Origin of the sequence: Ciceribacter sp. RN22 (assembly GCF_024054295.1) — a bacterium.
Taxonomy (GTDB): Bacteria; Pseudomonadota; Alphaproteobacteria; order Rhizobiales; family Rhizobiaceae; genus Allorhizobium; species Allorhizobium lividum.
In genome coordinates this window covers 2,495,616-2,522,290 of the sequence record NZ_JAMXLD010000001.1, presented here as the reverse complement: position 1 = coordinate 2,522,290, position 26,675 = coordinate 2,495,616, and the positions used below count along the sequence as shown (strand labels likewise).

The window sequence follows — 26,675 nt, the reverse complement described above, 5'->3', positions numbered from 1 at the left end:
CCGGCCTTGCGTTTTCCCGGCTCTGACGCCGGATTGGGCTTGAAACAGCGGAGTGATTTCGCCATAGAACTTGAACCTGGAGCCCTGCACCACGAGGTTCCCCCGTTCAACAGCTTCAGGACACACAAATCATGGCATTTCTCGCCGACGCCCTTTCGCGCATCAAGCCTTCCGCGACCATTGCCGTCACGCAGATGGCCCGGGACCTCAAAGCCCAGGGTAAGGATGTGATTTCGCTGTCGGTCGGCGAGCCGGATTTCGATACGCCGCAGAATATCAAGGATGCGGCCATCGCGGCCATCCAGCGCGGCGAGACGAAGTACACGCCGGTTTCGGGTATCCAGCCGCTGCGCGAGGCGATTGCCGCCAAGTTCAAGCGCGAGAACGGGCTGGACTACAAGCCAAGCCAGACGATCGTCGGCACGGGCGGAAAGCAGATTCTTTTCAACGCCTTCATGGCGACGATCAATCCGGGGGATGAAGTCGTCATCCCGGCGCCTTACTGGGTGTCCTACCCGGAAATGATTGCGCTGTGCGGCGGCACGCCGGTCTTCGTCGAGACGACGATCGAGAACAATTTCAAGCTGACGGCCGAACAGCTGGAAAAGGCGATCACGCCGAAGACCAAGTGGTTCATGTTCAACTCGCCGTCGAACCCGTCGGGTGCTGCCTACAGCTATGACGAACTCAAGGCGCTGACCGACGTCCTGATGCGGCATCCGCACGTCTGGGTACTGACGGACGACATGTACGAGCATCTCGTGTTCGGCGATTTCGTCTACTACACCCCGGCGCAGGTGGAACCCGGCCTCTACGACCGCACGCTCACCATGAACGGCGTTTCCAAGGCCTATGCGATGACCGGCTGGCGTATCGGCTACGCCGCCGGCCCGATTGAGCTCATCAAGGCGATGGACATGATCCAGGGTCAGCAGACCTCCGGTGCCTGCTCGATCGCCCAGTGGGCCGCCGTCGAGGCGCTCAACGGCCCGCAGGACTTCATTCCGATGAGCAAGAAGGCCTTCGAGGAGCGCCGCGACCTGGTCGTCTCCATGCTGAACCAGGCGAACGGCCTCGTCTGCCCGAAGCCGGAAGGCGCTTTCTACGTCTATCCGTCCTGCGCGGCGCTGATCGGCAAGAAGGCTCCGTCGGGCAAGGTCATCGCGACCGACGAGGACTTCGTCATGGAACTGCTCGCGACCGAAGGGGTTGCGACTGTTCACGGCTCGTCCTTCGGCCTCGGGCCGAACTTCCGCGTCTCCTACGCGACCTCGAACGACAAGCTCGAGGAAGCCTGCCGCCGCATCCAGCGCTTCTGCGCCGACTGCAAGTAATCGGCCGGACGATAAGAACCGGAAAGGGCGGGGCCTCGTGGCTCCGCCCTTTTTCTTTGGAGTATAGGCGCCTCAGCCTGCGACGCTCGGCGCCGGGCTCGAGGGCGGGCCGAGGAAGCGGTCGCGCTCCCGCCAGAGGGCCGGCAGGCTGAGCAGCGCCAGCGCGCCGAGCGCGATCACCGTCTTGGTGAACTGGGTCAATTCGCCGGTGCGTCCGTCGAGATAGAAGATCACGTAGACGATCAGCACGTGCCAGACGTAGATCTGCAGGGAATGCCGCCCGAGGAGCTGCAGATAATTCAGCGAGAAGAGGCCGGCCAGCATCGACGCGATCCGGCGGATCACCGCCCGGTGATGGCGGGGACCGGCGATCAGCAGCCAGGCGACGCCATAGGCAGCGGCGGCGAAGTTCAGCAGGTAGACCGGTCCGAAATCGGCGCGGATCTCCATCAGTCCGAACTTCTCGAGAACGAAACCGGGCATCAGGTCATGCGCTGTCAGGAGCCTCAGCGGCAGGAAGAAGAGGCAGACGGCGAGCGACATCTTGGCGAGAAAAGTCTGGTCGGGACGAAAGACCTCCTTCCAATCCACCTTCTTCGTCGAGGTCAGCGTGCCGGCGATGATCCCGGTGAAGAAGACGATCTGCCAGCCGAGCAGGTTGAAGCTCGCGCGGATGCCTTCCTTCTGTGGCGTGGCGCCGAGCCAGCCGTCGAGCGGATAGGTGACGAGGCGATGCAGGCCGAGCTGGCCGGTCATCCAGACCAGCAGCGAGGTGATGGCGACGGTCCGCCAGCGGCCGTCGAGGCAGAGCCGGATCACGACCGGCGCCACGGCCATGTAGACGATGTATTGCGGCAGGATGTCCATGAAGGTCGGCTGGAACAAGAAGGCCGCGATCGTGCCGAGTCGCAGCGGATCGTCGAACCGGGTGCCGCCGAGCCAGTCCTTCCAGATTGCCGCTGCGCCCGGCAGCAGGTGCTGCAGCAGAAGTATGACGAGCACGATACCCATAGCGTAGCGATAGAGTTCGAGGGCGCGCGCCCAAAGCCCGTCGCGACCGGCGGCATAGCCGCTCTTCAGCATCTTGCGTGCGTAGACCATCCCGCACAGCAGCCCGGAAAGAAAGACGAAGCCCTGGGCGTCCTCGACGAAGGCGAGGTTGCGGTGATTGATCTGGACAAGCCACAGCCCGCCGGCGAAAACCAGATGGTTGAGCAGCATGAAGACGAGGAAGTAGCCTCGCATGCCGTCGATGAGGTCCAGTCTCTTCAATAGCCGTGCTCCCGACTTGCTTCGCCCCATCCCGCGCGGAAGCGTTGTTGTCGCGCATTTTGGTCAGATTGCGGCGCAGCACGCCGGTGGCTGCAAGGAATGGCCGAAGAAACGGCCGGTGCGGACCGAAGGTTTCGGAAGCTCGCGCGGAAGTGATCTCGTTTCCCGGAGCGCCTCGTGAAGAAAGGGGCGTCGTACCGCCGCAGGCATTTTGCAAGGTGTTCCGGACATAGCCTTTTCGGCGTATCATGATCCTCGTGCCGCCCCCGCAATTTGCAGATCGGCGGCTTTGATGAGATAGTGCCGTGGGCGAGAAAACGCATCCAGGAGACATGCATGGTCAAGGTCACCTACGAAATCGTGCCGCACGACGGTGGATGGGCGTACAAGCTTGGTGATGTCTATTCCGAGACCTTCGCCAGCCATGACGAGGCGCTCGAAGCTGTCCGTATCGTGGTCCAGGAGCAGCAGGTCGGCGACGAGCCGGTCGAGATCAGCTACCAGGACGAGTCCGGCAAGTGGCGCGAAGAGTACAGCGACGGCGGCGACCGGCCGGAGGTCGAGATCATAGACCGGTTTCGTCCCGGCGAGGCTTCGGTTTAAGCTCGCCGGCGACCTGTTTCGGTGCCCTCAGTCCTGCGGCGGACGACGCCACGATCGCCGTGGCGCTTCGGTCTTTCCATCGAGCTGTATCAAGGAGATGGCGGCATCAGCTCATCCCCGATGACAGCGTCTTCCGAGGCGGTGGGGTTCTGCACCCACGCCCGGATCTGACCGCTATTTTTCGGCGATATAGGCGAGCAGCCCGTTAACAAGCGCGTCGAAGGTGACCCGGAATCGCGGCGTCGTCTTCAGGTCTTCATGCATGACGACGAAGGTCTCGAGCTTCAGGTCGAGCGCTCCGGCAAGCAACCCGACAAGATCCTTGTCGCGGCGGGCGAGCCCCGTCTGGCACATGCCGATGCCGATGCCGGCGCGGATCGCCGCCAGTTGGGCAAGGTTGCTGTCGGTGCGGAAGGAAAAATCGAGTGCTGCGAAATCCGGCTTCTCCCGCAGCAGTGCGCGCACATAGGCGAGTTCCCGGTCGAAGCCGATCAACCGGTGGCCGGCAAGGTCTTTCAGGCTTGCGGGTGTGCCGTGGCGGGCGAGGTAGCGCCTGTGGGCGTAGAAGCCGAGCGGGATCGCGCCGACGTGCCGGCTGAGGAGCATCTCCTGCCGGGGCGCGGTCATGCGCACCGCGACGTCGGCTTCCCGGCGCAGCAGATCCTCCACCGCGTCGGAGAGCGAGAGTTCGACCGAAAGTCCCGGATGGCTCTCCTGAAGCTCGGCGAGGATCGGCGGCAGCACTTCGACCCCGATCACCTCGCTGGCACTGATGCGCACGGTGCCCTTTACCTCGCCCGGCGCCGCACTTGCTACCCGCGCCAATGCCGCGGCGGTGGCGGCCATCGTCTCGGCGTGGCGTTTCATCTGCAGTGCCGTCTCGGTCGGCAGCAGGCCCCGCGGCGTACGCAGGAAGAGCGGCGCGCCACTTGCGGCCTCAAGCGCGTCCATGTGGCGCCCGACCGTCGGCTGCGTGAGGCCGAGGGCGCGGGCGGCGCCGGAGAGCGACCCTTCCTCCAGTACGGCGAGAAAGGTGCGGTAGTGGTCCCAGCTTTCGGTTTCCTTCATCATGCAAATATGTATAGCCGATGAACGAAATATCGCAATTCCGTATGTCTCTGCCGTGACGCATGCTTCGCTCATCTCGACGACACACGGAGCAGGATGATGACCGAGGAACTGATTTCACGACCCGTCGCGCTGGTTCTCGGCGCAACGGGAAGCATCGGTAGTGCCATGACTGCGAAGCTCGCCGCCCGCGGTTACCGCGTCCGCGCGCTGCACAGGAATGCCGCGGCGATGGCGGCGCGCGATCCCTCGATCGACTGGCGGCAGGGCGATGCCATGAACCGCACCGACGTCGTTGCCGCGGCGGAAGGCGTGTCACTGATCGTGCATGCCGTCAATCCGCCCGGCTATCGCGACTGGGCGCGTCTGGTGCTGCCGATGATCGACAACACAATCGCTGCGGCGAAGGCGGCCGGTGCGCGCATTCTGATGCCCGGCAACGTCTACAATTTCGGTCCCGACGCCTTCCCGGTCCTCGACGAGGACAGCCCGCAGCGGCCGGCGACCGTGAAGGGCAAGATTCGCGTCGCGCTCGAAGAGCGTCTCGAAGCCGCTGCGGCAGAGGGCGTGCCGGTGATCATCGTCAGGGCAGGGGACTTCTTCGGACCCGGCGCCGGAAACAACTGGTTCGCCCTGGGACTCGTCAAGCCCGGGGCGCCGCTGAAGGTGGTCACACTTCCGGGAGCGCCCGGCATCGGTCACCAGTGGGCCTATCTGCCGGATGTTGCGGAAACGATGATGCAGCTCGTCGAGCGCGCCGACGGTCTGCCGACGTTCGCACGGTTTCATATGGAGGGCGTCTTCGATGCGGACGGCCTGCAGCTTGCCGAAGCGATCCGCCGCGTCGTCGGTGACCCGAGGCTGCCGATCCGGCGCTTCCCGTGGCTCTTCGTGCGTCTTGCCGCGCCCTTCGTCCCGCTCTTCCGGGAGATCATGGAGATGCGCTATCTCTGGCAGGTGCCGCTGCGGATGAGCAACCGGCGTCTCGTCAAGGTGCTCGGTGCTGAACCGCACACGCCACTCGATTTGGCGGTCACCGAGACGCTGGCAAGCCTCGGCTGCCTGCCAAGCCGACAGCAGGCGGACGGGCGGCTCGTCGCCGCCCGCGGTTGAGCATTTCGGTTGCCCGGCAACTGACGCTGCGGGGCATGCCCTTCTCAGGGGAGGAAGGGGTAGTCCGTATAGCCTTCGGCGCCGCCGCCGTAGAAGGTGGCGCGGTTCGGCGTGTTGAGTTCGGCGTTTTCCTGCAGCCGGCGCACGAGATCCGGGTTGGCGATGTATTCGCGGCCGAAGGAGACCATCTCTGCATAACCGCTCGCCACCGCGGCCATGGCGCTGTCGCGGTCATAGGCGTTGTTGACCATCCAGACGGCCTTGCCGCCCTTGCTGCGATAGGCGGCCTTCAGTCCGGCCCAGTCGAAGGGCTTGTCGCCCTGACGGAAATCGCGATCGCCGCCGGTTGCACCTTCGATCACATGGATGAAGGCGAGGTCGAACGCCGCGAACTGTTCGACGAGATGGTTGAAGAGCGGCTGCGGGTCCGGGTCGGAGGCGTCGTTGGACGGTGTCACCGGCGAGATGCGGATGCCGGTACGCTTGCCGCCGATTTCCTTCGTCACGGCAGCGACGACCTCCAGCGCAAAGCGGACGCGGTTCTCGATCGATCCGCCATAGGCGTCGGTGCGGTGATTGGTGCCGGAGCGCAGGAACTGGTCGATCAGGTAGCCATTGGCGCCGTGAACCTCGACCGCGTCGAAACCGCAATCGATCGCGTCACGGGCGGCGCGGCGGTAGTCCTCGACGATGCCGGGGATTTCCGAAAGTTCGAGCGCCCGCGGCTCGGACGTGTCGGCAAAGGTGCCGCTGCCGTCCTCACCGATGATGTAGGTCTTCGACTTGGCGCGGATCGCGGAGGGGGCGACCGGTGCGCCGCCACCCGGCTGCAAGGAGGTGTGGGAGACTCGGCCCACGTGCCAGAGCTGGACGGCGATGTGGCCGCCGGCCTGGTGAACGGCGTCGGTCACCTTCCGCCAGCCGGCGAGCGCCTCCGGCTTGTAGAGGCCCGGTACCTGGGCGTAGCCCTGGCCCTGCTGGGTGATCGCGGTGCCTTCGCTGATCAGCAGGCCCGCCGTCGCGCGCTGCACGTAATAGGTGACGTTGAGGTCGTTCGGGATTGCACCCGGCGAACGGTTGCGGGTGAGCGGCGCCATCGCGACGCGATTGGGCAGGTGCATATCTCCGAGCTGGATCGGATCAAAGAGCGTGGTCATGGGATGATGCCTTTCGGAACGGAAGGAGGCGGCTCATCCGCCGATGGGAGGAGGGCGGGACGACCGTCGCGAGGGGAGAATGGCAGGAATCAGAGTTTCGAGGCAAGGGCGCTGAGGAACGCGCCGATGGTTTCTTCGTTGCGCTTGTAGAAAACCCACTGGCCGACACGGGTGGAGGAGAGCAGGCCCGCCCTCTGCAGCGTCGAAAGATGCGCCGAGACGGTCGACTGCGAAAGCCCGCACCGCTCGAATTGCCCGGCGCTCACCCCGATGTCGAAGGGATGCTGCTGGCTCTCGAAGTGGTCATGCGGATTCTTCAGCCAGGTCAGCATTTCGATCCTGGCCGGATGAGCAAGCGCCTTGAGGACTTCGTCGAGGTTCATTTCCGTCGTTTCCCTTTCCGCGTCTCCCGCGTTGACATATGAGCCTGCGCCCGAGAATCAACACCTGCGAATGCGATATATTTCGAAAATACGAGATAGCGCCAGCCCCGAAGGGGAGCGGAAAAGGACAAAAAAAGAGGGCCACCGGATCGCTCCAGGGCCCTATAAGTGTGAAGGTCAAAAAAACCTCCAGAGGGGAACAGCTGCTGCGGTGGAACTGGGAGGAAAAGCCACCATGTGCATCAGCTATGTGCGATATGGTCGTTATTTGTGCAGTGAACAATGCATTATAATGCATGTCTGGCATGCACATGTTGCAGACCTTGCAAAATCCGCACGCACCGCGCGAATTAGAAGTTCCAGTTTCGGGCCTTCGCCACGATGAAATCACGGAAGGCCTTCAGCTTCGCCGCGTTCTTCATCTCGTCCGGATAGCAGAAATAGGTATCGAAGGACGGCACGTCCGCGCCAGTCACGAGCTGCAGCAGGCCGGGATCTCGGCCGACGATATAGTCCGGCAGCATCGCGATGCCGATCCCGAGCAAGCAGGCGCGCTTGATCGAAGTGAGGCTGTTGATCTGCAGGTGCGGCTGGCGCGGGTTATCGGAGGTGCGGCCGGCGACTTCCAGCCAGTTGACGTCGAGCAGGTAGATCGGCGCGGGTTCGCCGAAGGTGATGATGCGGTGGTTGTCGAGGTCCTCGATCGACTGGGGCTCGCCGTAGCGGTTGATATAGGAGGGGGCCGCGTAGACGTGCATGTGCACGGTGAAGAGCTTGCGCTGGATCAGATCCGACTGCTGCGGCTGGCGCAGGCGGATCGCGCAGTCCGCATGGCGCATGTTCACGTCCAGCTCCTCGTTGTCGAGGATGAGCTGGATCGACATGTCGGGATAGAGTTGCAGGAACTCCTGGATCTTGTCGGTGAGCCAGCCCTGGCCGAGGCCGACCGTCGTCGTGACGCGGAGCTTGCCGCTCGGCTTCTCCGTCGTCTCGGTGAGCTGCATCTTCACCGTCTCGAGCTTCAGCAGCACGTCGTGGGCGGTGCGGTAGAGGAGCTCGCCCTGCTCGGTGAGGATGAGGCCGCGCGCGTGGCGGTGGAAGAGCTTGACGCCGACTTCCTGTTCCAGCGCGCTGACCTGGCGGCTGATCGCCGACTGGGACAGATGCAGCTTGTCCGCCGCATGCGTGAACGAGCCTGCCTCCGCTGCCGCATGAAAAATGCGCAGCTTGTCCCAGTCCAGTGGCATTCCGCCGCCTCTCATCATGATCACTCCGCCGCTTCGGCTCGGGTGGAGACGGCCGTCAAGTAGCGCTCGGCCTCGAGAGCGGCCATGCAGCCCATGCCGGCGGCGGTGATCGCCTGGCGGTAGACGTCGTCGGTCACGTCGCCGGCGGCGAAGACGCCTTCGACGCTGGTCGCAGTGGAGTCAGGGGCCGTCCAGAGATAGCCGTTGGACTTGAGCTTCAGCTTGTCCCTGAAGAGCTCGACCGCCGGGGCATGGCCGATGGCGACGAAGACGCCGTCGATCGCCATGTCAGAGACCGCGCCGGTCACCGTGTTCCTGAGGCGGACACCGGTGACGGACGGCGGCATCGGCGGCTTTGCGGCCTCGCCGGTGATCTCCTCCACTTCCGTGTTCCAGACGACCTTGATGTTGTCCTTCGCAAACAGGCGCTCCTGCAGGATCTTTTCCGAGCGGAAGGAATCGCGGCGGTGGACGACCGTCACCGACTTCGCGATGTTCGACAGATAAAGCGCCTCCTCGACCGCCGAGTTGCCGCCGCCGACGACGATCACGTCCTTGTTGCGATAGAAGAAGCCGTCGCAGGTGGCGCAGGCCGAGACGCCGAAGCCCTGGAAATGCTGCTCGCTTTCAATCCCGAGCCATTTCGCCTTGGCGCCGGTCGCGATGATCAGCGTATCGGCCGTCCAGACGGCGCCGGAATCGGTGCGTACCGTGAAGGGGCGGTGGTCCATGTCGACCTCGGTCACGAGGTCGTTGACGATCTCGGCGCCCACGTGTTCGGCCTGTTTCAGCATCTGCTCCATGAGCCACGGCCCCTGGATCGGATCGGCAAACCCCGGATAGTTCTCGACGTCGGTCGTGATCATCAGCTGTCCGCCCTGTTCCATGCCGGCAATCAGCACGGGTTTCAGCATGGCCCGCGCTGCATAAATCGCGGCGGTGTAGCCGGCCGGGCCGGAGCCTATGATCAACACCTTGGTATGACGGGCAGTCATGGTCGTTCCTTTCAGGGATGTCGCAGAGGATGAGCGATCGATTCGCACCGGGGCCATATGTCTGCCGCCCCATTTATGATTGCTCCATGCGTTTATTCAAGGTCAGCCTTGCAATAACGGCACGGCATCCACACCGTACGGCAATAATTGTGCCTGGCGGGGACTGATTCTTGCGTAATCGCGGGAATGCGGTACATATCCGCGCAGTCACATCTGAGAAGGTTTCTCCCTTGTTCCGCGCCGAGCTGGACGCCATCGACATCCGTATCCTCCGCGAGCTGCAACGCGACGGCCGCATCACCAATGTCGAGCTCTCCGAGCGCGTCGGCATTTCCGCGCCACCCTGCCTGCGCCGCGTGCGCAAGCTCGAGGAGGCCGGCATTATCGAGGGATATCACGCGTTCCTCAACGCGCCGAAGCTCGGCTTCGACCTCGTCGCCTTCTGCATGGTCGGCCTCAAGCACCAGTCGGAAAGCAACCTCAAGGCCTTCGCCGCCGCGACGGAAAGCTGGCCGCTCGTCCGCCAGGCCTGGATGGTCTCCGGCGACAGCGACTTCCTGCTCCATTGCGTCGCCGAGAACCTCACGAAGTTCCAGGACTTCGTCATCGAGGTGCTGACGGCCAACGACCACGTCCACACCGTCCGCACCATGCTGACCATCCGGCAGGTGAAGCGGCTCGGGCTGGTGGAGATCTGAACGTGACAGGTTTGGTGCGGCTCGGCAATTCGGCAGCGGCGATCGAGGCTTTTCTCGGCGCGATCCGGCTGGAAACGGGAACCCCTTCGGCGGACCGTCGTGCGGGACATGTCGTCGCCCATGTGCGCCGGCCGCATGACGGCGATCGGTATGCCGAGGCCGGTCTGAAGGATCTCATCGCCCTTGCGGAAAGACGAAGGGAAAAGCCGCCGCTTTTTGTCTCCTATTTCACCGCAGACACGCCCTACGAAGCACTCGCCGAACGTCTGAGGCTGTCGCTGGACCGTTTCGGCCTGCCGCATCGTATCGAAGCGATCCCGTCTCGCGGCAGCTGGGTCGCCAATACCGGGCTCAAGGCCGCCTTCATCGAGCGCGTCTGGCAGGAAAGCGACGGGCCGATCTGCTGGGTCGATGCCGACGCGGAAATCCTGCGCACGCCCTATTTCGTGTTCGACAATCCCTTCGACTTTTCGGCGGTGCAGCGGCACGGTTGGTATGTCATGTCGGGCTTGATCTACCTGAACAAGACGGAGGGGGCGGGGGCCATCGTGCATCGATGGAACGAACTTTGCCGGGCCAATCCGCATGTATGGGATCAGGTGCTGCTGACACTTGCGTGGTTTCAGACAGCGCGGGAACGGGATCTTTCGACGCTCTGGATGAATGACGGCATCTTTCGCTTCCCGCGACCGTGGCTGCGGGATCTGCGCGACCGCGTCCTTTACTATCCCAGGCAAAAGAAGATGCGGCCCTTCATTGACCAGAAACAGGCCTCACGTTCCCTCAAGGCTTTCGTCGATGGTTCGAAGAAGCGCGAGAATGAGCGGGGAAGCGACGATCTGTCGGAGGGCTTCATGACCGCTTTGAAGGTCTACGACTTCAGTTTCGACGCCCGGATCGAGACGATCTTCAGAGCATGAGATGCTCTAGACGGCGGCGGACAGCAAGACCTTTTCGAGCCTGCCGGCGATTTCCTCGATTGACTGCATATAGCTGAAGTCAGGATACCCTTCGTTGAGCAAGAGGTCCAGATTTCCACTTTGGTCCAGGTGTCGCCGTTGGGGCGCTGTTCGCCCAATTGCGCTTGCATAGTCTTCAAACTTGTAGTTGCCGCCGGCAATTCGGTCGCCCAATGCTATACGCCAGTTTGGGATACCAAAGCTGTCAGCTGCGACCAGTCCATGCAGGCTGGACGACGCGATATGCTCGCACTCGCCGATCAGCCTCAATGTATCCATCGGATCGATGTCGAGCGGGATCAGCAGTGAATTGGGCGTTTGCTCGACGATCTTCTTGAGCAGCGGTGAATCTGCGTCGGTATAATGCGCGGTGATGCCCCACTTGTAGCGCTTGGTTGAAGCGGGCTGGTGCAATCGATTGAACAGCAGTCCAGGATCCCCGAGAGGCAAGTCGCGAGGGCAGGCCAGTCGCTCTCTTGTGTGCTCTCCTCGCACAGCCAGCACATTAGTGAAAATGCGCGAGATATTGTCGCCCCCACGAAGGCAGCCGGAGCCCCATATCTGAATCGGAAGGAAGCGCCCGTGCAGAACGCGCTTGATGCGCCGTTCGGCGATCATTTCGATGATGCTGCCAATCGCCGCCCAGTCGCACCGCGATACGGTTGCGTGATGAACCTCCCGGCCAGTAATGTGAGACACTAGGATCGGCGATATATCGTCACCGAAGTTTGTTGCGCCATTGCGTCGGCGACTGAAGAACAGACGGATCGGTCGTCTCGTTAATCGCATTCGCTCCTCCGAGCAACATCCGTCCTGACAATCAAGGCGCCGTCGTGATGCACGTTATGACATGGGGGGCAGGCCCCGCCTTCCAGCGGGCATACACGTCTACAGGTTGGTGTTGAAGCCTCTGATGTAGAGCAGGACCTGACGATCCCAGCTTCTGATATCGGCTATGTAGCCGACCGCTGAAACCACGCCTACGAGGTCTTTCATGTTCATATGATTGCGCCAGCCCCTGCTGGTTGATCTGATCCGGATTTCTTTGAGGTATTTTGCGTCGTGGAACTCCGACGACAGAGGAACGGGACCATATGAGAGGAGGAAGTACTGATGGAATTCGCTCAGCAACGCGAGTGTCTTTCCCAAATCGTTCATGTACTCGCAAACGCCGCTCAATACCCCGACGGAATTTTTCGTGACGGAAATCGCATCTTCATTCAAATCTACGACTTCATTTTCGTCGCTCCATTTTTTCAAATCATAGCAGTCTACGTGATATCCATATTGCGTTGAGGCAATTTTTCGAAATGGGGTGTAGGGACCGCACCCGTACTCCGAAAACGTCCACCTTTCTTCTTTGCTCTCGTGATCGAGGAACATGGAGAGCAATTCGCCGCTCCGCTCTCCCCACTTCACATCATATGAATTGGCGCTGAGCCATCGGGTCTTGATTGTCTTGTCGAGCATGATCGCCATTCTGGAAAAGAGTGTCGGTTACTGGTTGCAAGCTATCGATGGAATCGGGACCGGCGCAATAGGTTGAACCCTTCAGTGCCTGTGTTTCGGTGGATAAGGCCGGAAGTCTGTCGGGGTCAAGAAGCGGTCAAGGTTGTTGTTTCCATCCGAAGATGCTGTTGCTATTCACAGATAGGCCGCCAGATGTGGTGACGCGGCTGCGAAAGAAGGTCACATGCCGCGCAAGAAAACCGGGCTCGAACGCTTCCTTTCCTTTAATCAGCACCGCAAGCGGTGGGGTGCCCGTCGGCACCTGCCGACCGAGGTCGATTTCGCGGTGCTGAAGGCGGCGATCGTCGAGGGAGGTGAGCAGCAACAGACGCGCGGTTCGGAAAAATCGCTCGATGAGCATCTTGCCAACCTGCGCCGCGAGTTTTCGGGCCAGTCGGAGCTCGTCTACCATCATGCCAAGCTCATCGTCCTCCTGCGTCGCGAGTTCCGCGTCAAGGAAACCTTCGCCCAATTCAAGGAACTTTGGGAAAGCGAGGCCGAGTTCCTGTGCGAACATCTCAACATCCGCTGGCTGGTTTCCGCCGCGGACACCTTCGCAGATCATGATCGCGACCGGGCCGTGCGCAACGCGGCGCTCCTCGTGTCGCTGCTGGTCAATACGGTGAAGGTCTACGAGACCGAGCGGTTCATCACGGCCGCTGCCGGCAATCCCGTCGTCGACGACAGGGTCGAACTCCTGCAAACCGAGCTCGTGCCGCTTTTCGAAGGCCTCTCGTGTTTCACCGTCGGAACCGACGACACGCTGCGCAACATGCGCTGGCGGCTCGAGAAAGCATTCGACGACGGGGTGCTCGGGATGATCCTGAAGACGGTCTATGACCGCCTTCAGGTCAACGATACCGTGTTTGCCCGCCTTCGGGCGCTGCATCGACGCGACCGTACCGGCTGGTGGTAGCCGCAATCATCCGCGCGTGAGTTCCCTCAGATGGTCGAAGTCGCGAGGGTCGAGCATGATTTCGCGGCGGACGGCAACGGGAGCCTTGGCGACGCGGCGAAGCCCCATGCGCAGTTGCGCGAGGGCACGGCGGAACCGAAAGACAAGTTTCCTGTGCGGATTGGCTTCCGTTGCGTTCTTGCCGGCGTCGATCGCCGACCGGGTGGCGATGGGCTCCTCAATGCCGTAATGGCGGCAGCGGTCGATCTGGAGCGCGAGAGCCGGGTCCGCCTGGAAGGCCTGCAGCTCATAGGTGGCGCATATCACGGCGTCGGCAAGTCCCGCTCTCCGTGCGGTTCTCTTCAGGAGTTTTCGTGCTCCTTCCGGCCAGAGCACGTAGGCGGCGGCGCCGGTCCTGTCCTGGTAGAGCCTGCGGATCGGCAGGCCCGTGTGGAGCCCGCTGCGGCTCTTCGACACCAGTTTCTTGCGGGCACGCACTTCCAGCGTCACCAGATCTATGCCGTTCCGTTTCTCCAGGCGGGCAAGAAGATCAGGGACGCGCTTCGAAAGGACCGCGTCGTCTTCGAGAATCAGGGACGGCGTGTCGCTCGCCGCGACCATTTCCCAAGCCGCGCGATGACTGAGCAGGCAGGCCTTCTCGACATCCACGAGCGGGCGTTCCCAGGTGTCCCAATAGGTCGACGGACGTAACGCCGGAGCGCTTGCCGCATCGAAAGCCCGCAGACGCCGGTATGTCAGCCCAAGTGCCTCCATTTGAGCCTTCTGGAAGGCCATGCGCTCGGTCGCCCTGTCAAGATTGATGATGATCGCATCCATGGTCGGGCCTAGGGGGCGTCATCGATGAGGCGGCGGTAGATTTCGCCGAGCCGGCGGGCCTCGCCCTCGATGCTGAAATTTCCGGAGACGTGGGCCAGCGCCCGGGCGCCCGCGGCGGAAAGGCGTGCCGGATCGTCCATGAAGGCGCCGGCGGCGTTCGCCATCGCGGCGAGGTCGTCGGCGGGGATGACGATGCCGGTCTCATCCCTCCCGGTCACCACCAGTTCGGGGAAGGCGCCGACATCGGTCGTGACGACGGGCACGGCGGTTGCCATCGCCTCCAGCGGTGTGAGTCCGAAACCCTCCCAGCGCTGCGGCGCGACGAAGAGGTCGAGCGCCCGGTACCAGTCGTTGATGTTGGTGTGCTCGCCGACGAAAAGAATGCGCTCCGAAAGCCCGGCCTTCGCCACCCGCTCCTTGAGTTCGGTCTCAAAGGCGGTGTGCGAGGCGGTCGCACGGCCCGCGACGATGGCGCTCCAGTCCGGCCGGTCGGGCAGCAGGGCGATCATCGCGTCGACGAAGAGGTCAGTGCCCTTCTGGCGGCGCACGCGGCCGAAACAGCCGGCGATCTTACTTTCGGGATTGAGCCCGACCGCCTGCTTCGCCGCAGTCTTGTCTGCGGGTGGAAAGAAGCGCGCCGTATCGATGCCGTGCATGACGACGCTGTTTTCGACTTCGAGATAGGCGGCAGTGCGGGCGCTCGTTGCGACGACGGCGTCGACGCGGGCAATCAGCGCCTTGGTCCAGCGGGTATGTTTGCGCTGCGAGGCGGAGGTGAAGAGAACCTTGATCGGCATGCGCAGGAGATCACGCAGCACGAGGCCGGCGAGCATCTCGTTGTTGCGGCGCGCGTGCCAGACGCGCTTGCGCCCGCTGCGCGGCCTCTTCCAGAGCCGCAGCAGGTCGGCATAGCCGATTCGCGGAAGCGAAGAGGGAAGGCCCGGTCCGAGGGTTGCAACCTTCTGGCCGAGCCGGGTCTGTACGGGAACGAGCTGGATGATCGTCGAGGTGACGCCGGAAAGCCGCTGCTTGAAATTCGGCGCGATGACCTCGACGTCTGCGATATCCGTCACGCGGGCAATCCTTGTTCCGGCGACAGAGCCCTCAGCCCCACTGCACCGCCAGGATCTCGTAGGCCCTGGAGCCGCCGGGTGCGACGACTTCGATCGAGTCGCCGACTTCCTTGCCGATCATGGCACGGGCAATCGGCGAGGAGATCGAGATGCGGCCCTGCTTCACGTCGGCTTCCTGGTCGCCGACGATCTGGTAGACCTTCTCCTCGTCGGTGTCCTCGTCGACGAGCTTCACCGTCGCGCCGAACTTGATCTTGGAACCCGACATCTTGGAAAGGTCGATGACTTCCGCGCGCGCAATCAGGTCCTCGAGTTCCGTGATGCGGCCCTCGTTATGGCTCTGGGCTTCCTTGGCGGCGTGGTACTCGGCATTTTCGGAAAGGTCGCCATGGGCCCGCGCTTCCGCGATCGCCTCGATGATCCGCGGGCGCTCTTCCTGTTGCCGCCAGCGCAGTTCTTCCTGCAGCTTGGCGAAACCGTTCTGCGTCATCGGTACCTTTTCTACCATTTCGACTTCCTTCGCATGTGGCGCCTGCGTGGCGCAGACATAAAAGAAAACAGGTTCCGGAGCGCCGCCCCGGAACCGTGTTTCAAATCATCAGTTCGAAAGGTATAGCAGCGCGGTCCGAATTTCCAGAGGTTTTGTCGCGCCCGCCTGCGGCTGCCTTCGCGATCAGGATTCCACACGATAGCGGGCGGGGAGGTTCTCCGGAGCGTAGGGCCCTTCGGGCAACGGGGAGCCGAGACGGTCGACGACCGACTGATGGACCAGGGCATCATCCGGGATGAAACGCGGGTCGCTCAGCGGGACGTAGATGCCGCCGGCGATACCGTGACGCCGCCATGAGCTGTCCGGAATACGTCGGGGCACGAACTCCAGAAGCCGCCAGGCTGGGTTCATGCTGTCGTGGGCCGGCCCCTTCGGGTCGGGTGCGACATAGGGCTTTTGCGGGTTTTGCCCGAGCACGATCTCGTTCACCGTGCGCGTGATGACCTTGAGCCCCTTGCCGGTCGCTTCCCGGATCATCCAGGCGAGCGGGACCTTGATGAGTGCGCTTTCCCTCTCCGGATGACCGCCGCCGACGTCTCCGTGGCAGCCGGTGAACCAGACCTCCTTGACGTCCTGCGGCGGAGGATCGTCCTTAGGACGGAAGGGGCTGCCCCAGTAAGGTTGGTCGATTTCCCAGTATTGCGGGCGGAACATCGTCCGCCGCTCGTCGATCGCCAGCGCATGGCGTACGATCTCGACGCTCGGATTGCGCCGGGTGAACGGATGCGTCTTCAGCCGCACACCCGAGGAGCCGTGCTCGATCACCGAGCCCACCGTATCAAAAAGCCCGAGCATCCTGATCTTCGGCCGGTAGGTCTTCAGCGCCCGCTCGTGCAGCCGCATGACGGAGAAGGCCGAAGGCGTGTCCTCGCTGGCGGCGGCGTCCCCCGGCGGCGGGACGAAATCCGGGATCGCCTTGTAGGCGCTGTAGGCGTAGTCGACGAGGTTGAGGTTGTGCCGGCTGACGAGGCCGAGGGCATGGATGAAGCCGGCCAGAACCCTTGCGGCATAGGCGCCGCGGCTGAAGCCGAAGAGGAAGAGATGGTCGTCTTCGCCGTCCTTCCTGCTGCCCCGGCCGCTAGAGGCGGATTCGTAGTTCTCGACGATGAAGCGGTAGGCGTCCTTGACGTTCTGGTCGAGGCCCCAGCCGGTGCCCATGCCCCAGATCTCGACTGCATCGCGATAGGGCTTCAGCCAGGCGTTCACCGCACCGAAGGTGCCGACGCCCGGATCGTAATAGACGATCTGGTCGGTGTTTCGCTTCAGCGCTCCGAAGAGGCGCAGGATGTTGGTTCTGTCCTCGGCAATCTCGTTCGAGGTGCCGTCGAACAGGAGGACGATGTTTTTCGCCATGATGCACGCTCTCCGCCGTCACGCGGGAAGCATAGCAGGTGGTGTGCCGTACAACAATTTGCGGTTGATCGGTGCAGGGTGACGGCTGCCGTCCGGCTACGCCGGGTCAGTGCGCATGTTCAATCGCGAAGGCAGGCAACTTGACGGTCAAGCGCCGGGTAAAAAGAAGCCGGTCAAGGGGTGTCTTGACCGGCCTCGCATCTGGGGATTGTCTCAGAAGTAGCTCTGCAGCGGGCGAACTTCGAGTTGGCCGTTCTTGAGTGCCCGGATCGCTTCCGCCGCGGCCAGCGCGCCGGCCATGGTGGTGTAGTAGGGCACCTTCTGCATCAGCGCGGCGCGGCGCAGCGACTTGGAGTCCGAGATCGCCTTGTTGCCGTCGGTGGTGTTGATGACGAGCTGGACCTGACGGTTGCGGATGGCATCCTCGATATGCGGACGGCCTTCGAGCACCTTGTTGATCTTGACGGCGTCGATGCCTTTTTCCGCGAGGAAGCGCTGGGTGCCGCCGGTCGCCATGACCTTGAAGCCGATGTCGGCGAGGAGGCGCACGGCCGGCAGGACCCGCTCCTTGTCCTCGTCGCGGACCGAAACGAAGACCGTGCCTTCACGCGGCAGTTCGACGCCGGCGCCGAGCTGGCTCTTGGCGAAGGCCAGCGCAAAGTCGGTGTCGAGACCCATGACTTCGCCGGTCGAGCGCATTTCCGGGCCGAGCAGCGTGTCGACGCCGGGGAAGCGGGCGAACGGGAAGACGGCCTCCTTGACCGCGATGTGCTTCAGGTTGCGCGGATCCGGCTTCCTGCCATAGGCGGCGATCGCCTGGTCGAGCTTCTCGCCGGTCATGATGCGGGCGGCGATCTTGGCGATCGGCGCACCGATGGTCTTGGCGACGAAGGGCACCGTGCGCGAGGCGCGCGGATTGACTTCGAGAACGTAGATCGTGCCGTCCTTGATGGCGTACTGCACGTTCATCAGGCCGCCGACGTTGAGCGCTTTCGCCATCGCCTTGGTCTGGCGTTCCAGCTCGTCCAGCAGTTCCGGCGAGAAGGAGCGCGACGGTAGCGAGCAGGCCGAGTCGCCGGAGTGGATGCCGGCTTCCTCGATGTGCTCCATGATGCCGGAGACGAACACGTCCGTGCCGTCGCAGAGCGCATCGACGTCGACCTCGACCGCATTGGTCAGATAGCTGTCGAAGAGAAGCGGGTTCTTGCCGAGCAGCGTGTTGATCTGGCCGGTCTTGTCGTTCGGGTAGCGCTGCTTGATGTCTTCCGGAACAAGACCCGGAACCGTGTCGAGCAGGTAGGACTGCAGCATGCTCTCGTTGTGGATGATCTGCATGGCGCGGCCACCCAAGACGTAGGACGGGCGCACGACCAGCGGGAAGCCGATCTCGGAGGCGACGAGGCGGGCCTGTTCGACCGAATAGGCGATGCCGTTGTTCGGCTGCGTCAGGTCGAGCTTCATCAGGAGCTTCTGGAAGCGGTCACGGTCCTCGGCGAGGTCGATCGCGTCCGGCGCAGTGCCGAGGATCGGGATGCCGTTCTTTTCCAGCGCCTCGGCGAGCTTCAGCGGCGTCTGGCCGCCGAACTGGACGATGACGCCGACGAGCGTGCCGTTTTCCTGCTCGGCGCGCATGATTTCGATCACGTCTTCGGCCGTCAGCGGTTCGAAATAGAGGCGGTCGGAGGTGTCGTAGTCGGTCGAAACCGTTTCCGGGTTGCAGTTGACCATGATCGCTTCATAGCCGGCATCCTTGAGCGCGAAGGCGGCATGGCAGCAGCAGTAGTCGAACTCGATGCCCTGGCCGATGCGGTTCGGACCGCCGCCGAGGATGACCACCTTCTTGCGGTCGGAGACCTGCGCTTCGGAACGGGCATTGCCGACGAAGGGTGTCTCGTAGGTCGAATACATGTAGGCGGTCGGCGAGGCGAACTCGGCCGCGCAGGTGTCGATGCGCTTGAAGACCGGGCGGACACCCAGCGAATTGCGCAGCATCGCCACGTCCTTCGGCTTGCCGCCGGTCAGCGAGGCGAGGCGGGCGTCGGAGAAGCCCATGGCCTTCAGCATGCGCAGGTTCTCGGCGTCTTCCGGCAGACCGTGTTCGCGGATGCGGGCTTCCATGTCGACGATCGCCTTGAACTGGGCGATGAACCACGGGTCGATCTTGCAGCCTTCGTGCACTTCCTCCGGCGACATGCCGAGGCGCAGCGCCTGGGCGACCATGCGCAGCCGATCCGGGGTCGGCGTGCCGATTGCGGCGCGGATCGCGTTCTTGTCGTCGCCGCTGTCGCCATTGGAGCCGAGGCCGGGGATTTCGATCTCGTCGAGGCCGGTCAGGCCGGTTTCAAGGCCGCGCAGCGCCTTCTGCAGCGACTCGGCGAAGGTGCGGCCGATCGCCATCACTTCGCCGACCGACTTCATGGCGGTAGTCAGCGTCGGCTCGGCGCCGGGGAACTTCTCGAAGGCGAAACGCGGGATCTTGGTGACGACATAGTCGATCGACGGCTCGAACGAAGCCGGTGTGGCGCCGCCGGTGATGTCGTTTTCCAGTTCGTCGAGCGTGTAGCCGACGGCGAGCTTGGCGGCGACCTTGGCGATCGGGAAGCCGGTGGCCTTGGAGGCGAGCGCCGACGAGCGCGAAACGCGCGGGTTCATTTCGATGACGACGAGGCGGCCGTCCTTCGGGTTGACGGCGAACTGCACGTTGGAACCGCCGGTCTCCACCCCGATCTCGCGCAGCACCGCGATCGAGGCGTTGCGCATCATCTGGTATTCCTTGTCCGTCAGCGTCAGCGCCGGTGCCACCGTGATCGAATCGCCGGTGTGGACGCCCATCGGGTCGATGTTCTCGATCGAGCAGATGATGATGCAGTTGTCCGCCTTGTCGCGGACGACCTCCATTTCATACTCCTTCCAGCCGAGCACCGATTCTTCGATCAGCACTTCGGTGGTCGGCGAGGCGTCGAGGCCGGAGCCGACGATCTCGAAGAATTCCGAGCGGTTGTAGGCGATGCCGCCGCCGGTGCCACCCATGGTGAAGGACGGGCGGATGATCGCCGGCAGGCCGACGTCGTCGAGCGCCTGGGCGGCGATCGCCATGGCATGGTTCATGTAACGCTGCTTGCGGTCGCTCTCGCCGAGGTTCCACTGGTTCTCCAGCTCGTCGAGAGCCTTGTCGAGCTCGGCGCCGGACAGCTTCGCCTTCAGCTCCGCACGGGCGGCCTCGTGGGTCTTGCGGTCGGCATCCTTGATCTCGGTGGCATTCGCCAGCATCGACTTCGGCGTTTCAAGGCCGATCCTGGCCATGGCTTCGCGGAAGAGGGCGCGGTCTTCGGCCTTGTCGATGGCGGCCGGCTTTGCGCCGATCATCTCGACATTGTAGCGGTCGAGCACGCCCATGCGCTTCAGCGAAAGCGCGGTGTTGAGCGCCGTCTGGCCGCCCATGGTCGGCAAGAGCGCGTCCGGGCGTTCCTTGGCGATGATCTTGGCGACGACTTCCGGGGTGATCGGCTCGATATAGGTCGCGTCGGCGAGCCCCGGATCGGTCATGATGGTGGCCGGGTTGGAGTTGACGAGGATGACGCGGTAGCCTTCCTCCTTCAGCGCCTTGACGGCCTGGGTGCCTGAATAGTCGAATTCGCAAGCCTGACCGATGACGATCGGCCCCGCGCCAATGATGAGGATGGACTTGATATCTTGGCGCTTCGGCATCGGCGTCTTCCAATTTTCAGTTGCGCGAAAGGCCGGCCACGGTGAATTCACCGGCCGGGGCGCAAGGAGGGTCTTTTCAGGCTAGAAGCGGCTTATAGGGAATTGTTCGCCGTAGCGGAACCCCAAATTTCATCGCGCGGGAGGAAAGTTGGGGAGGGCGAGGGCAGGCCTGCTGTTCCGTCCTGTCATCGGAGCGTCGCACGACGCCGATACGAGGGGAGCCCCGCCCTTTTATCGGAGTTTGCGATGTCCGCCGACGTATCTGCCGCGCTGTTGCCCACCTACCTGCATCCCTTCTCGCGCAGCCTGCGGCAGGAGCCGCTGCCGCATTTCGGCACCCGCTACGGCGCCGACGGCGTCTTTCTTCCGGAGCCGGGCAATACCGTCGTCTGCCATCTCGCGGCCGGTTCTGACAGCGAACGCGCGATCGTCGCGGCGCGCAACCGCTATTTCGACACGCCGGAGGCAAAGCTCCTTGCCTTCACGCCCGTCTCGAGCCTCCACATGACGCTCTTCCAGGGCATTATCGAATATCGCCGTCGGCTCCCTTACTGGCCCCACGATGTCGCGCTCGATACGCCGATCGATGAGATGACGGCGATTTTCACGGAAAGGCTTGGCGGTTTTGCCGCCGGTGCGCCGTTCAGGATGGCAGTGACCCGCGCCACGCCGACCGGTCTCGCCCTCGAAGGCGCGAGCGCGGCCGACCGGGCGGCGCTGAAGGACTGGCGCGAGCGGCTGGCGGAGGTCTTCGGCTACCGCCACCCCGATCACGACTCCTATAGTTTCCACATCACCTTCGCCTACCTCATCGAGCGGTTCGATGATGCGGCACTCGCTCGGTGGCATCCCTTCCTCGACTCGGTCGTCGAGGACATCAGGAACAATGCTGGGACCATAGAACTGCGGCCGCCGGCCTTCTGCTCCTTCGAGGACATGAACCACTTCGAGGAACTGCGGGTGCTGGCATCCGCCTGAGCGGCGCCTCCGGTCGTCCTTCCCGCAGGATTCCAGCCGAGGCTCACGGACCGTTGTGGTGATAGACGACCTCGAAATGCTGGGGTGTCGTCAGATAGACGTTCTGCGCGCCGGGATAGCTGGCTGTCAGCTGGGTGCCGTCCGCGACGACCCAGTCTCCGACGCGGTCATAGGTCAGGCCGTGGTAGCTGATGCGGGTGATCGCGGCACCCGCATTGGCGTTGCCGTTGCCCGGAAGATTGACCTGTGTGTTATCTGCAAGAAACAGGGTCATGGCATCGGCCTGCTGGTTGTGTACCGGATACACCATCTGCAATCTCCATCCTATGGTTGCAATCAGGCAATATACTCTTATTGAGGGAATTTTCTCCGACAAAATCGGTAGGGTTGCTCCTGAATTTGCGCATGCTAGCCTGCGGCTCTGGGGGGCTCACATGTTTGAAGATTATCTGAATTGCGATGCGCTCGGTCTGGCGGAGCTGGTCCGGCGGAAAGAGGTGTCCGCGCGCGAACTCGTCGATACGGCGATCGCCCGCATCGAACGGGACAATCCGAAGCTCAACGCCGTCGTCCGGCCGATGTTCGACACGGCGCGGCGCCAGGCCGAAGAGCCGGCGGGAGAGGGGCCGTTCGCCGGCGTTCCCTTCCTCGTCAAGGATCTTCTCGCCCAGATTGAAGGGGTGTCGACCTCGAATGGCAACAGGCTCTGGGCGCGCATTCCCGCGACCGGAGAGAACGAGCTCGTCAAGCGCTGGCGCAAGGCCGGGGTGATCTTTCTCGGCAAGACCAACACGCCGGAATTCGGGCTGACACCCTATACCGAGCCGGAGGTCTTCGGCCCCTGCCGCAATCCGTGGGATACGAACCGCACGCCGGGCGGATCGAGCGGCGGCTCGGCGGCGGCGGTCGCAGCCGGCATGGTGCCGATCGCATCGGGCGGCGACGGCGGCGGGTCGATCCGCATTCCCGCTTCGGCCTGCGGCCTCTTCGGCATGAAGCCGACGCGCGGACGCACGCCCGTCGGCCCCTTCATCGGCGAGGCCTGGTCGGGCTTTGCCGGCGAGCATGTGCTGACGCGCTCGGTGCGCGATTCGGCGGCCATGCTCGACGCTACCCACGGACCGGATGTCGGCACACCGCATCCGCTCCCCGCCTATCCCGGTTCCTGGCTGGAGGCGGTCGGCCGCCCGCCGGGGAAGCTTCGGATCGCGGTCTCCGACGCGCCGATGCTCGGGAGCGCCGTGGCACCGGAGGTGAAGGCCGCCTTCGCCGAGACGGTGCGGCTTCTGGAAGACCTCGGGCACGAGGTGGTGGAGGCGGCACCGGCCGTCGACCGGACCGCCTTTTCCATGGCCTTCCTGACGGTGCTCGCCGCCGAGCTTCGCGCGGACATCGCATTCACCGCCGAAACGGCCGGCGTGAAGACAAGGCCGGAGGATTACGATCCGTCCTCCTTCGGGCTGGCGCTCCTCGGACAGGCCTTCTCCGCTGCCGAGCTTGCCGCGGCGCTGCGCTACCTGAAGCTCTCTGCCCGGTCGATTCTCGGCTTCTTCGAGAGCCACGACGTGCTGATGACGCCGGTCCTTTCGAGCCTGCCGGTCAAGATCGGTGCGTTGCAGCCGAAGCCGATCGAGAAGACACTCATCCGCATCATGGGGCACATCCGTGGCGGATGGCTCCTGAAGAAGCTCGGCATCGCCGAGCAGCTCGCCGCCGAGACCTTCGGGTTCATTCCCTGGACGCCGGTTTTCAACGTCACCGGACAGCCGGCCATGTCGGTGCCGCTCCACTGGTCGGCGGAGGGCCTGCCGGTCGGCATGCATTTCGTCGGACGTTTCGCGGACGAAGAGACTCTCTTCCGGCTTGCCGGGCAACTGGAACAGGCCCGGCCGTGGAAAGACAGGCGTCCGAACCTCTGACAACCGTCGCAGACCGCGCTGCTCAGAATGGCCGACGGGAACGCTTTCGGCTATAGACTGTTTTCACCAACAGCATAAAGCTGCCGGAAGAAGAGGTGCCGACATGGAATGGAAAGGCCGACGTCAGTCGCAGAACATCGAGGATCGCCGCAGCGCCTCGACAGGTGGCGCGGGCATGGGACGCGATCCGTTCGGCCGGTCGGGCCTGCGCATCCCCGTCGGGCGGCGCGGCGGTGGCCTGAGCTTCTCGACCATCATCATCCTGATCGTCCTCTACTTCGTCCTGAAGATGATGGGCATCGACATGCTGCAGATGCTGGATGACGGCTCCACGAGCGGCCCCGGCTACGAGCAGACGGTGCAGCGCGAGCTCTCGCCGCAGGAGAAGGAGATCGGCAGCTTCGTCGGCGTCGTGCTCGCCGAGACCGAGGACACTTGGAACACGATCTTTTCGGCATCCGGTGAGCGTTACGAAGAACCGAAGCTGGTGCTCTTTTCCGGCGCCACCCGCTCGGCCTGCGGCACCGCGTCGTCGGCGACGGGTCCCTTCTATTGTCCCGGCGACCGCAAGGTCTATCTCGATACGGACTTCTTCCGGCAGCTCGCGCAGCAGTTCGGCGCGGCCGGCGATTTCGCCCAGGCCTACGTAGTCGCCCACGAGGTCGGCCATCACGTGCAGAACCTGACGGGCATCCTGCCGAAGTTCAACCAGATGCGGCAGACGATGGGCGAGGGCGAGGCAAACCGCATGTCGGTGCGCGTCGAGCTGCAGGCCGACTGCTTCGCCGGCATCTGGGCCAGGCAGACCGACCAGAAGGGGCTTCTCTCCGCCGGCGACATCGAGGAGGCGCTGAACGCCGCCCAGCAGATCGGCGACGATACGTTGCAGAAGCGCAGCCAGGGCTATGTCGTTCCCGACAGCTTCAACCACGGCACCTCGGCGCAGCGGATGAAGTGGTTCAAGCGCGGCTACGACGCCGGCAAGGTCGAGGCCTGCGACACCTTCAAGGGCGACGTCTGATCGTCGTTGCTCAGGTCTGCCTCTTCGCTCCGAAGCGCCCGCGGGCTGCCGCCTCATAGGGTCGGCTGACCGCGATGCGGTCTCCGTCGGCTGTCAGAACGAAGAGCCGCCTGCCGTCTCGCTGCAGACCGGCGACGTGTTCGTCAGCGATCCAGTGGGAGCGGTGGACGCGCAGTCCTTGCGTCTCTCCCAGTTCGGCCAGGGCATCCGAAAAGCGGACCAGCACCAGTTCGCGGCCGCGCCGGGTCACCACTTCTGTATAATGATCATCACTCGAAAGACGCAGCAGCGTGGCGCGGTGTTCCGGGTTGAGCCGCAGCAGAATCGGCGCGGGGTTTTGGGTGGTGGCCGGTTCTCTTGCCGAAACGGAAGGAGGGCACGGCGGCTGCGAGCGGACTGCCTGTTGTGCTTCTCCGAGCAACGTTCCGCTCATCGTCAGCCAGGTCAGCAGGCAGAAGAGGGCGCACAGAGGTAGGGTGATGGCAAAATCCGTTCTGAGTGCCGCGAGCGAGAACGCTCGTCCATCGAACGCCATGTCGAAACCTTGCAGCGCCAGTGCGACCGGCAGGGCGGCGAGGAGCGATCCGGACGTCACTCTCAAGGGGCGGCTCCGAAGAATTCCGGCCAGATAGACATCTGCCATGATGGCGAAGGTGATCGAAATCGACCAGGCGAGTGCATGAACCATCAGCCAATAGGAAAAACGTGCGCCGACGAACATGCGCTCGGCGGTTCCGAAAGGGCCGGTGACGGTAAATAACGCAACCACAAGCGTGAAGGTGAGCCACAGGCGCCGCGCGGCGGCGATGGTGCACAATTCGCGAAGCGCGGATTGCATTTTCTCGTAAGCCACGAAGTTTCTCCGCCGTTTACGGGGTTTGCGTTGAGGGTTCTATGTTTCTGCCGAAGATGGCGGACGATTTCAATGCTGAGACCTGCCATGACGCTCGAGCCCCTCTTGAATGCCCCATTTGCCATACAGTTTCACGTCGCCACCGTGGTGCCTGCTGCCTTCATCGGTGCCTTTTTGCTCGCCCGCCGCAAGGGCACGTATCTGCACCGGCTGTTCGGCAAGCTGTGGCTTGCGTTGATGGGGCTGACGTCCGTGAGCAGCCTTTTTGTCCACGAGCTTAGAGTATGGGGTGACTGGAGTCCGATCCACCTTCTTTCGTTTTACGTGATCGTCGGCTGTTTCTCCGCCTATGCGGCGGCCCGGCGTGGCCGGATCGTCGCCCATCGGCGCATCGTGACAGGACTTTACGTCGGCGGCATCGTGATTGCCGGCGCCTTCACCTTGATGCCCGGCCGTCTCATGAACGCCGTCACTTTCTCTGGCTCCTTGTGGTCTTCGTTGGCGGGGGTGGGTGCCCTGTCTGCGGCGGCGCTCGTCGCGTGCTGGCCGTTCCTGGCCCGCCGTTCCGTCGCGCGGACCGAGGGCGTTCATCGATAGTCCCGCTTGCGGCAATTCGCGGCTCGCCGGCGTCCGCCTGCCTATTTGAACATGCCGTCGCGCAGGTTGATGCCGTATTCGAGCCAGGCCTTCATTGCGCAGAGCATCTGCATCCAGCCCTGGCAATTGCCGTGGGACGCCCTGAGCCCGCCGGGCGTCGGGTGCCACCCTTCCTCGGCGATGGTGACGAGTGTACGTCCGTCGGAGAGCGGTTCGAACTCCATGGTCACGGTCGTCTTGTATCCGGCTGGCGTCGTCTCAGGGTCGCCCTCGGCGGGCGAGCCTTCGTTCGCCTCCCAGCGCAGCACGATACGGCGTTGCGGGACGACTTCCACCACCTCGACGGGGAAGGCGCCCGGAAAATCATGGAAATCCCAATAGACCGTCGCGCCGGTTTCGAGCCGTCCCTTCGCGCCGCCAGTGGTGAAATAGCGTGAGAGTATGGCCGGATCGACGACCGCCTCGAAGACCTCGCCGACGGGCCTGGAGATATGCGCAGACACTCTGAACTTCAGCGGACCGTTCATGGTCGCCTCCTCCTCTTGTCCATGAT

Annotated in this window: 26 protein-coding genes; 10 read left to right on the top strand and 16 right to left on the bottom strand. The window is 63.4% G+C overall.

The features are described 5' to 3' along the window. Positions 1 to 131 precede the first annotated feature (131 nt). Positions 132 to 1,334, top strand: a complete 1,203-nt coding sequence (locus NHF53_RS12295; RefSeq protein ID WP_114361359.1) for a pyridoxal phosphate-dependent aminotransferase — start codon at positions 132 to 134, stop codon at positions 1,332 to 1,334. Positions 1,335 to 1,406: 72 nt separating this feature from the next. On the opposite strand, the gene NHF53_RS12290 is transcribed toward NHF53_RS12295, so the two are convergent. Next, positions 1,407 to 2,606, bottom strand: a complete 1,200-nt coding sequence (locus tag NHF53_RS12290) for an OpgC family protein (protein WP_252834413.1) — start codon at positions 2,604 to 2,606, stop codon at positions 1,407 to 1,409. 336 nt (positions 2,607 to 2,942) lie between these two features. Here NHF53_RS12290 and NHF53_RS12285 point away from each other — a divergent pair, with 336 nt between their 5' ends. Then, positions 2,943 to 3,209, top strand: coding sequence for a DUF2188 domain-containing protein (locus tag NHF53_RS12285; protein WP_114361361.1), 267 nt, complete (start codon positions 2,943 to 2,945; stop codon positions 3,207 to 3,209). A 174-nt stretch (positions 3,210 to 3,383) separates the two neighbouring features. On the opposite strand, the gene NHF53_RS12280 is transcribed toward NHF53_RS12285, so the two are convergent. After that, entirely contained in the window at positions 3,384 to 4,277 is an 894-nt protein-coding gene (locus NHF53_RS12280) for a LysR family transcriptional regulator (protein WP_374591184.1), read from the bottom strand. Positions 4,278 to 4,376: 99 nt separating this feature from the next. On the opposite strand from NHF53_RS12280, the gene NHF53_RS12275 reads away from it, so the two are divergent. Then, on the top strand, positions 4,377 to 5,390 hold the full coding sequence (locus NHF53_RS12275; RefSeq protein WP_252834411.1) for an NAD-dependent epimerase/dehydratase family protein: 1,014 nt from the start codon (positions 4,377 to 4,379) through the stop codon (positions 5,388 to 5,390). A gap of 44 nt (positions 5,391 to 5,434) precedes the next feature. On the opposite strand, the gene NHF53_RS12270 is transcribed toward NHF53_RS12275, so the two are convergent. From NHF53_RS12270 to trxB, 4 genes are all read right to left on the bottom strand, one after another. After that, positions 5,435 to 6,547, bottom strand: a complete 1,113-nt coding sequence (locus tag NHF53_RS12270; RefSeq protein WP_252834410.1) for an alkene reductase — start codon at positions 6,545 to 6,547, stop codon at positions 5,435 to 5,437. Positions 6,548 to 6,636: 89 nt separating this feature from the next. Further along, entirely contained in the window at positions 6,637 to 6,930 is a 294-nt protein-coding gene (locus NHF53_RS12265; protein ID WP_252834409.1) for a helix-turn-helix transcriptional regulator, read from the bottom strand. Positions 6,931 to 7,280: 350 nt separating this feature from the next. Beyond that, on the bottom strand, positions 7,281 to 8,177 hold the full coding sequence (locus NHF53_RS12260; protein WP_114361804.1) for a LysR family transcriptional regulator VtlR: 897 nt from the start codon (positions 8,175 to 8,177) through the stop codon (positions 7,281 to 7,283). A gap of 20 nt (positions 8,178 to 8,197) precedes the next feature. Further along, complete coding sequence (trxB, locus tag NHF53_RS12255; RefSeq protein WP_252834408.1) at positions 8,198 to 9,172, bottom strand: thioredoxin-disulfide reductase; 975 nt, start codon at positions 9,170 to 9,172, stop codon at positions 8,198 to 8,200. A gap of 230 nt (positions 9,173 to 9,402) precedes the next feature. Between trxB and NHF53_RS12250 the strand changes: the two genes are divergently transcribed. Together NHF53_RS12250 and NHF53_RS12245 are read left to right on the top strand one after the other, a co-directional pair. Next, the gene (locus NHF53_RS12250) at positions 9,403 to 9,870 is read left to right on the top strand and encodes an Lrp/AsnC family transcriptional regulator (protein WP_114361366.1); all 468 of its coding nucleotides are present in this window, start codon (positions 9,403 to 9,405) and stop codon (positions 9,868 to 9,870) included. Positions 9,871 to 9,872: 2 nt separating this feature from the next. Next, complete coding sequence (locus NHF53_RS12245; RefSeq protein ID WP_252834407.1) at positions 9,873 to 10,790, top strand: hypothetical protein; 918 nt, start codon at positions 9,873 to 9,875, stop codon at positions 10,788 to 10,790. A 6-nt stretch (positions 10,791 to 10,796) separates the two neighbouring features. On the opposite strand, the gene NHF53_RS12240 is transcribed toward NHF53_RS12245, so the two are convergent. Next, positions 10,797 to 11,618 (bottom strand): polysaccharide pyruvyl transferase family protein, encoded by an 822-nt coding sequence (locus NHF53_RS12240; protein WP_252834406.1) that lies wholly within the window; start codon positions 11,616 to 11,618, stop codon positions 10,797 to 10,799. Positions 11,619 to 11,717: 99 nt separating this feature from the next. Continuing rightward, the gene (locus tag NHF53_RS12235) at positions 11,718 to 12,299 is read right to left on the bottom strand and encodes a hypothetical protein (RefSeq protein WP_252834405.1); all 582 of its coding nucleotides are present in this window, start codon (positions 12,297 to 12,299) and stop codon (positions 11,718 to 11,720) included. 223 nt (positions 12,300 to 12,522) lie between these two features. On the opposite strand from NHF53_RS12235, the gene NHF53_RS12230 reads away from it, so the two are divergent. Beyond that, a complete protein-coding gene (locus NHF53_RS12230; RefSeq protein WP_252834404.1) occupies positions 12,523 to 13,254 on the top strand; it encodes a hypothetical protein in 732 nt (243 codons plus the stop codon). A 6-nt stretch (positions 13,255 to 13,260) separates the two neighbouring features. Here NHF53_RS12230 and NHF53_RS12225 read toward each other — a convergent pair whose 3' ends face one another. The 5 genes from NHF53_RS12225 to carB all read right to left on the bottom strand — a co-directional run bounded on the left by NHF53_RS12225 (position 13,261) and on the right by carB (position 20,754). Further along, positions 13,261 to 14,070, bottom strand: a complete 810-nt coding sequence (locus NHF53_RS12225; RefSeq protein WP_252834403.1) for a glycosyltransferase family 25 protein — start codon at positions 14,068 to 14,070, stop codon at positions 13,261 to 13,263. Positions 14,071 to 14,078: 8 nt separating this feature from the next. Continuing rightward, positions 14,079 to 15,143 (bottom strand): glycosyltransferase family 4 protein, encoded by a 1,065-nt coding sequence (locus NHF53_RS12220; RefSeq protein WP_252834402.1) that lies wholly within the window; start codon positions 15,141 to 15,143, stop codon positions 14,079 to 14,081. A 31-nt stretch (positions 15,144 to 15,174) separates the two neighbouring features. Next, positions 15,175 to 15,651 (bottom strand): transcription elongation factor GreA, encoded by a 477-nt coding sequence (greA, locus tag NHF53_RS12215; RefSeq protein WP_114361805.1) that lies wholly within the window; start codon positions 15,649 to 15,651, stop codon positions 15,175 to 15,177. A gap of 165 nt (positions 15,652 to 15,816) precedes the next feature. Continuing rightward, positions 15,817 to 17,046: a DUF2235 domain-containing protein gene (locus tag NHF53_RS12210; RefSeq protein ID WP_252834401.1), complete on the bottom strand. Its 1,230-nt coding sequence runs from the start codon at positions 17,044 to 17,046 to the stop codon at positions 15,817 to 15,819. Between the two features lie 213 nt (positions 17,047 to 17,259). Beyond that, positions 17,260 to 20,754 carry a carbamoyl-phosphate synthase large subunit gene (gene carB / locus NHF53_RS12205; protein WP_252834400.1) on the bottom strand — a complete coding sequence of 1,165 codons (3,495 nt, stop codon included), beginning with the start codon at positions 20,752 to 20,754 and terminating at the stop codon, positions 17,260 to 17,262. A gap of 246 nt (positions 20,755 to 21,000) precedes the next feature. Between carB and NHF53_RS12200 the strand changes: the two genes are divergently transcribed. Further along, positions 21,001 to 21,732, top strand: coding sequence for a DUF1868 domain-containing protein (locus NHF53_RS12200; RefSeq protein WP_252834399.1), 732 nt, complete (start codon positions 21,001 to 21,003; stop codon positions 21,730 to 21,732). A gap of 43 nt (positions 21,733 to 21,775) precedes the next feature. On the opposite strand, the gene NHF53_RS12195 is transcribed toward NHF53_RS12200, so the two are convergent. Continuing rightward, entirely contained in the window at positions 21,776 to 22,042 is a 267-nt protein-coding gene (locus NHF53_RS12195; protein ID WP_114361376.1) for a hypothetical protein, read from the bottom strand. A 124-nt stretch (positions 22,043 to 22,166) separates the two neighbouring features. Here NHF53_RS12195 and NHF53_RS12190 point away from each other — a divergent pair, with 124 nt between their 5' ends. After that, the gene (locus NHF53_RS12190; RefSeq protein WP_252834398.1) at positions 22,167 to 23,651 is read left to right on the top strand and encodes an amidase; all 1,485 of its coding nucleotides are present in this window, start codon (positions 22,167 to 22,169) and stop codon (positions 23,649 to 23,651) included. Positions 23,652 to 23,754: 103 nt separating this feature from the next. Continuing rightward, complete coding sequence (locus NHF53_RS12185; RefSeq protein ID WP_252834397.1) at positions 23,755 to 24,672, top strand: neutral zinc metallopeptidase; 918 nt, start codon at positions 23,755 to 23,757, stop codon at positions 24,670 to 24,672. A gap of 10 nt (positions 24,673 to 24,682) precedes the next feature. Here NHF53_RS12185 and NHF53_RS12180 read toward each other — a convergent pair whose 3' ends face one another. After that, a complete protein-coding gene (locus NHF53_RS12180; protein WP_252834396.1) occupies positions 24,683 to 25,525 on the bottom strand; it encodes a LytTR family DNA-binding domain-containing protein in 843 nt (280 codons plus the stop codon). Between the two features lie 87 nt (positions 25,526 to 25,612). On the opposite strand from NHF53_RS12180, the gene NHF53_RS12175 reads away from it, so the two are divergent. Continuing rightward, the gene (locus tag NHF53_RS12175; protein WP_252834395.1) at positions 25,613 to 26,122 is read left to right on the top strand and encodes a DUF2306 domain-containing protein; all 510 of its coding nucleotides are present in this window, start codon (positions 25,613 to 25,615) and stop codon (positions 26,120 to 26,122) included. A 41-nt stretch (positions 26,123 to 26,163) separates the two neighbouring features. Here the strand turns inward: NHF53_RS12175 and NHF53_RS12170 are convergent, their stop codons facing one another. Continuing rightward, positions 26,164 to 26,649 (bottom strand): SRPBCC domain-containing protein, encoded by a 486-nt coding sequence (locus NHF53_RS12170; protein WP_252834394.1) that lies wholly within the window; start codon positions 26,647 to 26,649, stop codon positions 26,164 to 26,166. Positions 26,650 to 26,675: the final 26 nt, after the last annotated feature.

What these genes read in the sequence shown, in the direction of transcription:
- carB (WP_252834400.1), bottom strand. Translation starts at nt 20,754, where the DNA reads ATGCCGAAGCGCCAAGATATCAAGTCCATCCTCATCATTGGCGCGGGG.
- NHF53_RS12225 (WP_252834403.1), bottom strand. Translation starts at nt 14,070, where the DNA reads ATGGATGCGATCATCATCAATCTTGACAGGGCGACCGAGCGCATGGCC.
- NHF53_RS12260 (WP_114361804.1), bottom strand. Translation starts at nt 8,177, where the DNA reads ATGCCACTGGACTGGGACAAGCTGCGCATTTTTCATGCGGCAGCGGAG.
- NHF53_RS12265 (WP_252834409.1), bottom strand. Translation starts at nt 6,930, where the DNA reads ATGAACCTCGACGAAGTCCTCAAGGCGCTTGCTCATCCGGCCAGGATC.
- NHF53_RS12285 (WP_114361361.1), top strand. Translation starts at nt 2,943, where the DNA reads ATGGTCAAGGTCACCTACGAAATCGTGCCGCACGACGGTGGATGGGCG.
- greA (WP_114361805.1), bottom strand. Translation starts at nt 15,651, where the DNA reads ATGGTAGAAAAGGTACCGATGACGCAGAACGGTTTCGCCAAGCTGCAG.
- NHF53_RS12280 (WP_374591184.1), bottom strand. Translation starts at nt 4,277, where the DNA reads ATGAAGGAAACCGAAAGCTGGGACCACTACCGCACCTTTCTCGCCGTA.
- NHF53_RS12210 (WP_252834401.1), bottom strand. Translation starts at nt 17,046, where the DNA reads ATGGCGAAAAACATCGTCCTCCTGTTCGACGGCACCTCGAACGAGATT.
- trxB (WP_252834408.1), bottom strand. Translation starts at nt 9,172, where the DNA reads ATGACTGCCCGTCATACCAAGGTGTTGATCATAGGCTCCGGCCCGGCC.
- NHF53_RS12295 (WP_114361359.1), top strand. Translation starts at nt 132, where the DNA reads ATGGCATTTCTCGCCGACGCCCTTTCGCGCATCAAGCCTTCCGCGACC.
- NHF53_RS12275 (WP_252834411.1), top strand. Translation starts at nt 4,377, where the DNA reads ATGACCGAGGAACTGATTTCACGACCCGTCGCGCTGGTTCTCGGCGCA.
- NHF53_RS12240 (WP_252834406.1), bottom strand. Translation starts at nt 11,618, where the DNA reads ATGCGATTAACGAGACGACCGATCCGTCTGTTCTTCAGTCGCCGACGC.
- NHF53_RS12185 (WP_252834397.1), top strand. Translation starts at nt 23,755, where the DNA reads ATGGAATGGAAAGGCCGACGTCAGTCGCAGAACATCGAGGATCGCCGC.
- NHF53_RS12200 (WP_252834399.1), top strand. Translation starts at nt 21,001, where the DNA reads ATGTCCGCCGACGTATCTGCCGCGCTGTTGCCCACCTACCTGCATCCC.
- NHF53_RS12170 (WP_252834394.1), bottom strand. Translation starts at nt 26,649, where the DNA reads ATGAACGGTCCGCTGAAGTTCAGAGTGTCTGCGCATATCTCCAGGCCC.
- NHF53_RS12270 (WP_252834410.1), bottom strand. Translation starts at nt 6,547, where the DNA reads ATGACCACGCTCTTTGATCCGATCCAGCTCGGAGATATGCACCTGCCC.
- NHF53_RS12230 (WP_252834404.1), top strand. Translation starts at nt 12,523, where the DNA reads ATGCCGCGCAAGAAAACCGGGCTCGAACGCTTCCTTTCCTTTAATCAG.
- NHF53_RS12175 (WP_252834395.1), top strand. Translation starts at nt 25,613, where the DNA reads ATGACGCTCGAGCCCCTCTTGAATGCCCCATTTGCCATACAGTTTCAC.
- NHF53_RS12190 (WP_252834398.1), top strand. Translation starts at nt 22,167, where the DNA reads ATGTTTGAAGATTATCTGAATTGCGATGCGCTCGGTCTGGCGGAGCTG.
- NHF53_RS12235 (WP_252834405.1), bottom strand. Translation starts at nt 12,299, where the DNA reads ATGCTCGACAAGACAATCAAGACCCGATGGCTCAGCGCCAATTCATAT.
- NHF53_RS12195 (WP_114361376.1), bottom strand. Translation starts at nt 22,042, where the DNA reads ATGGTGTATCCGGTACACAACCAGCAGGCCGATGCCATGACCCTGTTT.